We start from the raw sequence: 10,010 nt of genomic DNA, 5'->3' as shown, positions 1-10,010 counted from the left end.
CCTCGCACATCAAGGAGGGATTCTTTAAATTCATACAAAGGCGAAAGGTTTGTATCCACAGAGATTTTGCTCACCTTAAACCCTTTAAGCGCATTGAGATTTTTCTCTAGCATCGCCCTTGTCGTTTCATAAAGGACTTTTATATCTAAAGTATTCCCTCCCTCATATATCCCGATTTCCCCTGAAATAATCCCCAAAAGTGGCATTATCGCACTAAAACGCACTTTGTTTGAGGCATATTTTTTTATCTGCAATATCTCATCTTTTTCATTAATCATAAGACTTAAAACGCCGCTTTTTAGCCCAAGTAATATATTGCTTAAAAATAAAAACTCCTCCTTGCTCCCCGCCTGTGTAAGCTTATGCGCAATAAAATCTTTAAAACCCTCAAAAATATCACTTTGTCCCCCCAAATCTTGCAAATCTTGAAGAGTGAATTTCAATGGCGCATTATGAAAAAAATCCAAAATTTTAGGCTGCAAAATAAGATTGTGTAAAGTAATATGTCCGAGCGAACTTCGCCCCATTTCCCCCCAATATCTCTCACCCACAATAAGCGCTTTATGGCTTTTTGTTTGCATCTGCTGTGCGCCAATTTGCAAAAGATATATGTCGCCTTTTAGTTTTTGAATAACGCGTATTAATATAGGAAGTGAAGCATTATAAGCTGCTGGGGTTTGTTGGCTATTTTTTAACAAATGCGAAAGCTTTTGCAGCTTTTGTATCATCACTCACCTTTAAGAGAATGTAATTGTGAAAACGCTCTAGCAATATCAAAAGCAACTTCAAGCTTTGAGCCACTCACCTCTTGTATGTCTTTATGGGTAATTATTTTTACCCTATTTGTTTCTCCACCAAAAGGATTTTGAGAATCTATAATATTCAAGCATACCATTTCACACTTCTTTGTCTCTAGCATATTTTGTGCATATTGCAGTGCGTTTTTATCATCAACTTCCGCCTTAAAGCCTACTTTATACGCCTTTTGCGATGAAAGAGAAGCTAAAATATCTTTTGTTTTAAGGCATTCAAGAGTGAGTTTCTCTCCAATGTGCTCTTTTTTGAGTTTGCCAATTTGGGGCTTTGGTGCATAATCCGCAAGAGCTGCTGCCATAAAAACAATAGGTTGAGATGTCATAGAATCTAGCCTATCAAGTGCTGTGTAAATTGCATCATCAAATGCCGTTACACTCTCTACATTCGCGCATTTTATATCCAAAGGCAATGCAAACGGAAATGCACTTGAAATAAAGGTTACCTCCGCACCAAGCATATACAAAGCTAAGGCGAGATAACTTGCCTGCTTGCCACTGCTACGATTAGAAATATAACGTACCTCATCTATGCTTTCCTTTGAACCTCCACCGCTGATAATAATATTGCGCTTATGCCAAAATGCATCTTTCATAAGCCCTCTGCCAAGCCTATAAATAATCTCCTCCACTTGTGCAAGTGCCCCTTCTCCCTCATCTCCGCACATAAGGATACTTGAACGCGGAGCAATGATTTCATAACCCATATCTGCAAGTGCAACGAGATTATTTTGAGTTTGAGGAGCATTAAGCATAGCTGTATTCATTGCAGGAGCTAAGAGTTTGGGCGCAGAGCTTGCCAAAAGTGTAGAAAGCAAGACATTATCAGCAATGCCGCAAGCAATTTTTGCAATAGTATTTGCAGTAGCTGGAGCGATAAGGACAATATCTGCCCATTTTGCATAAAAAATATGATTAGGGCTTACTTCTTGCGCAGAGTTATGCCACGATTGATTCTCATCGTGTAAAACAATGTTATGGCTGATGGCTTCAAAGCTAAGCGGTTGGATAAATGCACGAGATTCTTTGCTCATAACAACTCTTATATGTGCGCCAAATTTTATCAGCTGTGAGATACAATCAAGCATTTTATACGCAGCAATAGAGCCACTCACAAGAATAAGGATTTTTTTATCTTCAAATATATATTGCATTTGCTCTCCTTTGCTTACACTATGAGTTTTACAAAAGCTAGATTCTATATAGAATCTAGCATAAGGGAGCTTATTTTGAGGTTATTTTGAAGTAAGTTCTTTAATGAATCTATCAGCGAGATAGGGACCATCGTCTTTTGAGCCAATGAGTTTAATTTTATCTACGATACCACGAAAGAGCGCTTCCTCTTCGTGCTGCTCACTCACATACCATTGCAAGAAATTGAATGTTGGATAATCCTTGTTTTGAAGCGTGAAATCTACAAGCTTATTGATAGATTGAGTGATTTTTTGCTCGTGAGCATAGGTTTTCTCAAATACATCAAGTAAGCTTTTAAATCTTGATTCTGGCGCTGCTACTTGTGCGATACTTACCTTAGAATCTGTTTCGTTAAGATAAGTAATTAAACGTTTTGCGTGTCCGCTTTCCTCATCAGCGTGCTGAAATAAAAACAATCCTGCACCATCAAAGCTATTTTCATAGCACCAAGAGCTCATACTCAAATAAAGATTTGCCGCATACATCTCTTTTGCAATTTGTTCATTAAGCATCTTGACAATATTAGCTGAAATCATTTTGTATCCTTTAATGAGAATTTGAAAACTCGTGATTGTAAAATGTACTTTCTGATAACTTGCTTAAAATTTTATCATTTTTGGATAATTTTGAGAATTTCATCTTTTTCAAGCCACCAAGAATTGCTCTCACTGCTGTATTCAAAGCCCGATTGCACAGGCACTCCACTCTCTCCCTTAAGTGTTTTGTAATAATCAACAGGTGTTTGAAAATTAATAGTAGGCATAAGGATAAAAAAGTGTTCAAATTCCACGCACAAATGTGAATCATCGCGTGGCACCATTACTTCGTGGAGTTTTTCGCCCGGACGTATGCCAATAATTTTATGGGGTAAGTAAGGAGCAAGTGCGTGTGCAAGCTGTGTAATTTTCACACTTGGAATCTTTGGTATAAATATCTCACCTCCGTGCATACGCTCAAGGTTTGTAAGCACAAATTCTACGCCAGATTCTAGAGTAATAAAAAATCTACTCATACGCTCATCAGTAATAGGCAACTCCTTTGCTCCTTGTTGAATAAGCTTTTGAAAAAATGGAATAACCGAACCACGCGAACCCACAACATTCCCATAGCGCACTACACTGAATTTACAATCCCTATTGCCTTTAATATTATTCGCGGTGATAAAAAGTTTATCAGAGCAGAGCTTTGTCGCCCCATAGAGATTGATAGGGTTTGCAGCTTTATCTGTGCTAAGAGCAATAATATGCCCAACATTATTGTTTAAACACGCGCTAATGACATTGCTCGCACCATCAATATTTGTTTTGATACATTCCATAGGATTGTATTCAGCAATAGGCACGTGTTTAAGTGCAGCCGCGTGGATACAAATATCCACCCCATCAAGCGCACTCTCTAGCCGATTTTTATCACGCACATCGCCAATAAAATAGCGCATTCGCTTATCATTAAAAACCTGCGCCATTTCATATTGCTTTAATTCATCGCGACTATACACAATAATTTTCTTTGGATTATGATATTTTAAAACAATCTCAACAAATTTTTTACCAAAACTCCCGGTGCCACCTGTAATCAAAATACTCTTAGAATCTATCAAATGCCCCACTTTACTCTCCTTAAATCATTGAATATAGCCCAGCTCTTTAAGCTTATTTGCAATCTTCACAAGCACAGGTCCGCCACTTCCTCCGTGTCCGCCGTGTTCTATGAGAATTGTAACTGCATATTGAGGATTCTCATAAGGCAAAAATGCAGTAATCCAAGCGTGAGAGCGATGAAAATACTCCATATCTACCTCTCTCGTTCGTCTTTGTATATCTTGAGGAATACCTACCACTTGCGCTGTTCCTGTCTTACACGCAAGGCTTACTCTTGTGCCTTGTGTGCGATAATATGCTGTCCCACCGGGCATAGAGCATACTTGATACATACCTTTACGCAAAATATCAAGTTTAGATTTTTGAAAATCACTTAAAATATCTTTGGCTTCAAATTCTACTCTCCGCTCATTAAATTCCTTTGCAAAATGTGGTGTTACCAATTTACCTGATGCAATAAGTGCAGTATAACGAGCAATTTGCATAGGTGTAGCAAGAAAATACCCCTGTCCAATGGAAGTTGTAATCGTATCACCCTTATACCATTGCTCACCATAACGTTGGAGTTTCCATTCAGGCGTAGGAAGTATGCCACTTACTTCATTAGGAATATCCACGCCTGTAAGCTCACCTATACCCATTTGGCGCAACACACTCGCCATATTATCAATCCCTGCTCTTTGTGAAAGCAAATAAAAATACACATCTACAGATTCTCTAATTGCCTTGAGTGCATCAGCACTGCCGTGCCCTGATGCTTTCCAATCGCGGAACTTTCTCCCACCAAATTCTATAAAAGGCGGTGTTTGTATTAAGGTGCTTTCAGTAATGCCAGCATATTGCAAAAATGCCAAAACCATACCCATTTTGATAACAGAGCCGGGCGGATAACGCCCATATACAAGCTTATTAATAAGCGGTTTATGGACATTCTCAATAAGCTCCTGCCAATTTTTATAACTAATGCCATCAACAAACCAATTAATGTTATATTCAGGATAACTTCCTGCTGCAAGTATCTCGCCATTATGCACATTCATCACAATCACAGCTCCAGAGCGCTCTGTAAATTCTGAATCAATGCTCTCTTGGAGTTTTAAATCAAGTGATAAATATAAATCATTGCGTTTAAACACACTATCTTCTTTTAAAAGCTTGATTTCTTTGTGGAGAGAATTAATATGAGATTTTCTATATCCTGCCTCACCTTGCAAATATGAATTATAAAACTTCTCAATGCCTTCTTTGCCAATAACTTTGCTGTATTGAGAGAGGGGATTATTTTGTATGTCTTTATCATTTGCCTTTGACACATAGCCGATAACGTGCGAAGCCGCACTTTCATTTGGATATAAGCGCTTACTATTAGCAGCAATAACAACATAAGGGGAACGTTTTAAATACGCATAAATGCTCAACATTTGTGCGTAAGGGACAAAATTTACAATTTCTATGGGCGAATGATTATAGGCGTGATTATTTTTTTTGTAGAGATTGAACAGCACTTCTTTATCAAGTGAGGGTAAAAATGAAATAATGCGTTCAATTTCGGATTCTATAATATGATTATTGCGTATTTTGGGCATAAGTGAGATAGAAAACCCTATTTCATTGATTGCTAAAGGTTCAGTATTTCTATCAAAAATTAACCCACGCATTGGCACGAGCACTTCAGTTTTTGTAATATTTTTCTCGGCAAACTTTTCATAATACTCGTGATTAATAACATTTACCACAAAAAGACGTATGAGAATAATAAACCACACTGCGATAAAAAAGAAAATAAGCAACCGATAACGCAAATTAATCATAGGAATATCACTATAAGAATTTCAATACTAATATAATAGAATACAATCCATATACTCGGGGTAATAGCACTTCCCATAAAAGCATCAAATAAAGAGAGCATAATATAAAAACTCACATAGGTTAAAATAACATAAACAATCCTTGCTGTGCGAAGTGTGCTTAATATAATCTGAATCCGAGAGACAACAAACCAAGAAAGAAATAAAAATAAACCAAAAACCATACCTAGAGGTAAATTATTCTGTGCCTCTATAAGAGCTACTCCCCAAAGTATAGCTAAGAATCCATAAACATTATCTTCTTTATCAAAACGCAAAAACAAAATAAAGCATACACCAATAAATGGTGGTAGCCATATCCACATACTTGCTAGACTCTCATAAATATAAAGACCTACAAATAAAACAAAAGCTATGAGAGTTTGTTTATGAGTGCTATTTCGTCGCATATTGGAAAATGTTTGCATTTGATACAATCCGCCCATATTTTGTGATTTGGCAAAAACGATTTTTCTATTATAGCAAAACCTAACCTTTGAAACAAATTCGCTTTATAAGTAAGCGTTAAAACTTCCTTTATGCCAAGCTCTCTTCCCTCTTGCAATGCCATTTGTATAAGTTTGCTTCCTAAGCCTAATCCTCTAAATTTCTCTTTAACAACCAAAGAACGCACCTCGGCTAAATCTTTGGAATACACATACAAAGCGCAAAATCCTGCAATCTCTCCACTTTTAATCTCTCTAGCAAGCTGATAAGAGCGAATGGCATTTGCCATTTCATCTTCACTTCGTTCTAAAATCACACCATTTTTGACTTCCACACTTACAATCTCACGCATTTGTGGAATATCTGCAAGGGTGGGCTTAATAATTTCAAATTCCATTTTCTAATCCTAAAGTATATTTGATAATCTCCTCGCGCAAATGTGTTAAAGACGCCATTTTACGATGATTCTTATTTACTGCACTAAAAAGTAAGCTGTGTGTGTGCATATCATCTGTATCTGCGTCTTGCACTTTATCCTCTTGTATATAGACTCTCTTATGTAAGGCATTGAGTGCAGATTGATTAAGCTTATCGGCTTTGGTATAGATTCTTAAAATACATTGGTCAGCCCTACATATTTGTGCTAACATCGTAGCCACAGATAAATCAATAGCCATATTTGTATGCCGCGCATCAACAAGATGCAAAAAAAGCTTGATAGATTGACGCATCAGCAAAAAACGAAACAGGTGCTTTTCCCATTCTTTTTTGACATTTTTGCTTACTTTTGCATAACCAAAACCGGGCAAATCAATAAAAGTGAGTGGCAATCTTTGATTATGCCATATCCACATAGATGCAAAAAAATTAATAAGTTGTGTTTTTCCCGGCGTAGAAGAGCTCTTGGCAAGAGGCTTATTTAAGAGTGCGTTAATAAGTGTGCTTTTACCCACATTACTTCTTCCTAAAAATACTACCTCCGAAGCATTTGGCGGTGGAGCATTATCTAAATGACTTGCACTACTCACAAAGCGAGATTCTATAACTTGAATCATACTTGCCTCATTCCTCTTTTCTCACAAATATATATATTTGTCTTATTTCTCATTTTTTCTCTTCCACAATAAAAGTCATCATTCCGGGTTTTTGGCTTGAGCCCTTAACAAAAGCCTCTTGGGCTTGTGGATTTAAGATGATAATATTGCCCCTAATGATATTTTTTTTTCCAATCTCCTCAATCACAGCATTATCTATAAGCTGATATTCATCTTTAATCACATTATAGACCGCTTTGCTTGCCTTGCCTCTCATTTCTTTATCGGGCATCTTTGCATAGAATCGGACATTGCCTATTGCTGTATATTTTTGTGGTTTGTTTTTTTTATTTGTCTCAATCACAACCTTATCCGCCCATAATTTATCCTCACCTTTAACAACTAGCACTTCACCACTTAATTGCGTGAGTCCTTTTTTTAAATCACTCTGAAATGTCTTCGCACTCACTTCAAGCGTATCTGCAGCGCTCATACATACACATATACATAGTATAATCCAACGCATTATCTCTCTCCCATAGCAATATCTGCCTTGATAGAATCTGCCCTCAAATCCCCTTTAAACATATCATAATAAATATTTTTCCCTGTGGCTTTTGTCGTAGAGTTTTGTAAAATAAAATCTCCTTTGCCCTTAAAAATGCGTTTTTGATAATTATAGATGCCCCATTTACTCCAAAAACTCAAGCCATCTATACGCAAATAATCTGCGCCTTGAGAAAAGGTATAAAGCTTATTTTTACTTAGCACAAAAGGTGCATACATATATTCATTGAGCTTATTATTTATTTGATTGACAAAAATATCATAAATCTCCTCGTGGTCTTCAAAACGGAGTGCTTTACTTCCTTGTGAAATTGCTTGGGTATATTGTGCATTCAAAAGATAAAGCGTAAAGTCTGATATTTCAATATTTGGCACTTCTTTGCCAATATTTGCATAAAGCGCATTATCAGAAGTAAAAAATATAATGCTGCTCAAACTAAAACCAAGCAATACAATAAAAAAAGCATAGATTCTATAAGAAATATTTTTCAAGCTTTTTATCTCCATTAAGTTTTAAGACATCTTCTATCATCTCACGCACTGCGCCATTTCCACCAGAGTGTTTAAGAATCTTATACGCATATTTTTTAAGTGCTTTTGCACCATTTTGTGGCATATACGCTTTTGCACAGAGTTTAAACATACTCAAATCATTCAAATCATCACCAATACACGCCACTTCAGACATATCCATTTCAAGCTGCGCTGTCAGCTCTTGCAACACCTTGCCTTTATGCTCACAACCCATAAAAATATGCTCTATGCCTAGCTCTTTTGCGCGCTTATACACTATATCAGATTCTCTGCCTGTAATAATAGCACTTGCACGGCGCATTTGGCGATTCCATACACTAATCGCCAAACCATCGCGCGTGTCAAAACTTTTTATCTCCTCACCCGATTGAGAATAATACACCTTGCCATCGCTTAGTGTGCCATCAACATCAAAGACTAAAAGTTTTATCATAATACACCTTTTGTTGAAGGCGTAAGGATTCTAGGATTTAATGTAAGTGCGCGTCTTAAACTCACTCCAAAGGCTTTAAACATCGCCTCAATGATATGATGCAAATTTTTGCCCCTTTTAAGAACAATATGTACACTTAAATGAGCATTAAAACAGAGTGCGCGGAAAAATTCCTCAACTAATTCCACATCAAGCTCACCCACTCTGCCTTTGAATGGAAGTTTATAGGCATTTGTTTCAAAAACAAGAAAAGCACGATTGCTCACATCAATATCACACTCTACACACGCTTCGTCCATCACTATGCTTGCATTGCCAAATCGCTCAATGCCCTCTGCTGGATACATACCTTGAGCTAATGCTTTCCCCAACACAATACCACAATCTTCTATGCTATGATGTCCATCAATAAATGTATCACCCTTGCACACAAGTTCCAAATCCATAAGAGAGTGTTTGGTGAGTGATTGCAACATATGGTCAAAAAAGCCTATTCCACTTTGAATCTGCGCCTTTCCACTTCCATAAAGCAACATTTTAAGTGCAATATCAGTCTCCTTTGTTGTACGCGAAATCTCTATAATATTTTTTGACATTTGCTCTTGCATACCTCACTCCTTTAGTCTTTCTTTAGTCGCGGATAAAAAATCCTCCTTGAATCTGCGTATTCTTTTTTAAGAAATCACGCGCTTCTTGCTCGCTTTGGAATCCTCGCAAAAATACACGATAAATAGGCGCACCATTAAGTTCAAATTCTTTTATCACACTCTGATAAGGAGGCGTATGCGAATATCGCTCTTGGGTAATTTGTGCGCCCTCATACCGCCTAAATGCTCCCACCTGAATAGCAAAATCCCCACCACTTACTGACTTTGGAGTGTTGGCAACTTTAAACTCGTTGCTTAAGACATCTTCACTCTCCACATTCTGCACTTTAGCGTCTTTATTGATAACACCACCAAATCCAATTACTTCTAGTCGCACCTTTGCTGTGCCAACCTTTACCATATCAATATCGTGTGCAGCAGCATTGCTCAAATCAATAATGCGTCCTTCCACAAATGGACCCCTATCATTAATGCGCACAATGGTGCTTTTACCATTTTCAACATTGAGCACTTTGACAACCGTGTTCATCGGAAAAGTCTTATGTGCCGCAGTATGGGCATACATATTATAAGTTTCACCATTAGAAGTTTTTTTAGCGTGAAAATCAGGACCATACCAACTTGCATAGCCATCAAATTTATCTCCGAGGCTCACTTTTTCAGGATAATACCATTTGCCTGCAACTTGATAAGGACGCATAGTAGCCTCTTGTATGGCAGGTGATTCTCGCATAGAATTGCCACCAATATTGGGCGTAATGCCTTGATTAAAAGCATCTAAATCATCAAAACTTTCATTAAAACCCTTTGCCTTTACTCCACTCTCACTCCATTGTGCATCTTTTCCTAAACAACCCCAAAATAGCCCACACAATACACTCAAACTTATAATAATTTGTATTTTTGTTAGACTTTTCATTGATGCTCCTT

The 10,010-nt window shown here is 37.2% G+C and carries 13 protein-coding genes; all 13 read right to left on the bottom strand.

Features of this window, described 5'->3' with window-relative positions; all coding sequences use genetic code 11:
• Window positions 1–728, bottom strand: a 728-nt coding sequence (locus OQH61_RS05705; protein ID WP_266026360.1) for a hypothetical protein, incomplete at its 3' end; no start/stop codon positions are given.
• On the bottom strand, window positions 728–1,966 hold the full coding sequence (coaBC, locus tag OQH61_RS05700; RefSeq protein WP_266026358.1) for a bifunctional phosphopantothenoylcysteine decarboxylase/phosphopantothenate--cysteine ligase CoaBC: 1,239 nt from the start codon (window positions 1,964–1,966) through the stop codon (window positions 728–730). The genes coaBC and OQH61_RS05705, both read right to left, overlap by 1 nt.
• An 81-nt stretch (window positions 1,967–2,047) precedes the next feature.
• Window positions 2,048–2,542, bottom strand: coding sequence for a ferritin (locus OQH61_RS05695; protein WP_266026356.1), 495 nt, complete (start codon window positions 2,540–2,542; stop codon window positions 2,048–2,050).
• A gap of 74 nt (window positions 2,543–2,616) precedes the next feature.
• A complete protein-coding gene (gene pseB / locus OQH61_RS05690) occupies window positions 2,617–3,606 on the bottom strand; it encodes a UDP-N-acetylglucosamine 4,6-dehydratase (inverting) (protein WP_266026371.1) in 990 nt (329 codons plus the stop codon).
• A gap of 24 nt (window positions 3,607–3,630) precedes the next feature.
• Window positions 3,631–5,418, bottom strand: coding sequence for a penicillin-binding protein 2 (mrdA, locus tag OQH61_RS05685; protein ID WP_266026355.1), 1,788 nt, complete (start codon window positions 5,416–5,418; stop codon window positions 3,631–3,633).
• On the bottom strand, window positions 5,415–5,867 hold the full coding sequence (locus tag OQH61_RS05680) for a hypothetical protein (protein WP_266026354.1): 453 nt from the start codon (window positions 5,865–5,867) through the stop codon (window positions 5,415–5,417). The genes mrdA and OQH61_RS05680 overlap by 4 nt, the downstream gene beginning before the upstream one ends.
• Window positions 5,831–6,301: an N-acetyltransferase gene (locus tag OQH61_RS05675; RefSeq protein WP_266026352.1), complete on the bottom strand. Its 471-nt coding sequence runs from the start codon at window positions 6,299–6,301 to the stop codon at window positions 5,831–5,833. The genes OQH61_RS05680 and OQH61_RS05675 overlap by 37 nt, the downstream gene beginning before the upstream one ends.
• The gene (yihA, locus tag OQH61_RS05670; protein ID WP_266026351.1) at window positions 6,291–6,959 is read right to left on the bottom strand and encodes a ribosome biogenesis GTP-binding protein YihA/YsxC; all 669 of its coding nucleotides are present in this window, start codon (window positions 6,957–6,959) and stop codon (window positions 6,291–6,293) included. Before yihA ends, OQH61_RS05675 begins: the two co-directional genes overlap by 11 nt.
• A 49-nt stretch (window positions 6,960–7,008) precedes the next feature.
• Window positions 7,009–7,464, bottom strand: coding sequence for a lipopolysaccharide transport periplasmic protein LptA (gene lptA, locus OQH61_RS05665; protein WP_266026350.1), 456 nt, complete (start codon window positions 7,462–7,464; stop codon window positions 7,009–7,011).
• Window positions 7,464–7,997 carry a hypothetical protein gene (locus tag OQH61_RS05660; RefSeq protein WP_266026349.1) on the bottom strand — a complete coding sequence of 178 codons (534 nt, stop codon included), beginning with the start codon at window positions 7,995–7,997 and terminating at the stop codon, window positions 7,464–7,466. The genes lptA and OQH61_RS05660 overlap by 1 nt, the downstream gene beginning before the upstream one ends.
• On the bottom strand, window positions 7,978–8,472 hold the full coding sequence (locus tag OQH61_RS05655) for a KdsC family phosphatase (RefSeq protein ID WP_266026348.1): 495 nt from the start codon (window positions 8,470–8,472) through the stop codon (window positions 7,978–7,980). Before OQH61_RS05655 ends, OQH61_RS05660 begins: the two co-directional genes overlap by 20 nt.
• A complete protein-coding gene (hisB, locus tag OQH61_RS05650) occupies window positions 8,469–9,056 on the bottom strand; it encodes an imidazoleglycerol-phosphate dehydratase HisB (RefSeq protein ID WP_266026369.1) in 588 nt (195 codons plus the stop codon). Before hisB ends, OQH61_RS05655 begins: the two co-directional genes overlap by 4 nt.
• Before the next feature lie 46 nt (window positions 9,057–9,102).
• Complete coding sequence (locus OQH61_RS05645; protein WP_266026346.1) at window positions 9,103–9,999, bottom strand: septal ring lytic transglycosylase RlpA family protein; 897 nt, start codon at window positions 9,997–9,999, stop codon at window positions 9,103–9,105.
• Window positions 10,000–10,010: the final 11 nt, after the last annotated feature.

The sequence above is a fragment of the Helicobacter sp. MIT 21-1697 genome (assembly GCF_026241255.1).
Taxonomy (GTDB): Bacteria; Campylobacterota; Campylobacteria; order Campylobacterales; family Helicobacteraceae; genus Helicobacter_C.
Note: the sequence above shows the minus strand (reverse complement) of the source record. Positions and strands in the feature narration are given on the sequence as shown.

Coding starts and splice junctions, on each gene's coding strand:
- coaBC (WP_266026358.1), bottom strand. CDS start 1,966: ATGCAATATATATTTGAAGATAAAAAAATCCTTATTCTTGTGAGTGGC.
- OQH61_RS05695 (WP_266026356.1), bottom strand. CDS start 2,542: ATGATTTCAGCTAATATTGTCAAGATGCTTAATGAACAAATTGCAAAA.
- mrdA (WP_266026355.1), bottom strand. CDS start 5,418: ATGATTAATTTGCGTTATCGGTTGCTTATTTTCTTTTTTATCGCAGTG.
- OQH61_RS05680 (WP_266026354.1), bottom strand. CDS start 5,867: ATGCGACGAAATAGCACTCATAAACAAACTCTCATAGCTTTTGTTTTA.
- OQH61_RS05675 (WP_266026352.1), bottom strand. CDS start 6,301: ATGGAATTTGAAATTATTAAGCCCACCCTTGCAGATATTCCACAAATG.
- yihA (WP_266026351.1), bottom strand. CDS start 6,959: ATGATTCAAGTTATAGAATCTCGCTTTGTGAGTAGTGCAAGTCATTTA.
- lptA (WP_266026350.1), bottom strand. CDS start 7,464: ATGCGTTGGATTATACTATGTATATGTGTATGTATGAGCGCTGCAGAT.
- OQH61_RS05655 (WP_266026348.1), bottom strand. CDS start 8,472: ATGATAAAACTTTTAGTCTTTGATGTTGATGGCACACTAAGCGATGGC.
- OQH61_RS05645 (WP_266026346.1), bottom strand. CDS start 9,999: ATGAAAAGTCTAACAAAAATACAAATTATTATAAGTTTGAGTGTATTG.